The organism is Pseudomonas sp. PME37.24/025, assembly GCF_055556615.1.
Window position 1 is genome coordinate 1 of sequence record NZ_JBVHNK010000440.1, and the last position, 243, is coordinate 243.

Below are 243 nucleotides of genomic sequence, written 5' to 3' on the forward strand. Positions count from 1 at the left end.
TGGCCTGGACCTGGCCGTTGCGGGCTGCGTCGAAATCACGCAGTTCCACGTTGATGCGATAGCTGGCCTGGTCCGCCGGTCGCCCCCCACGCGAGACGTCAATGGCCCCCAGCTTTGCCGCCACGCCCGCAGACAGCGCATCGCGCAATTCATTGTTGAAGGGAGAGGACCAGCGGTCCTGCTCCAGCACCTCCACCCGCGTGGCATCGCTGCGCACCACCAGTTGCGGCCGCGCCAGACGCT

General features: G+C 67.5%; 1 protein-coding gene. It reads right to left on the reverse strand.

All coding sequences use genetic code 11. The features are described from left to right. Positions 1 to 243, reverse strand: a 243-nt coding sequence (locus ACZ3HH_RS30995) for a PqiC family protein (RefSeq protein WP_465810535.1), incomplete at both ends; no start/stop codon positions are given.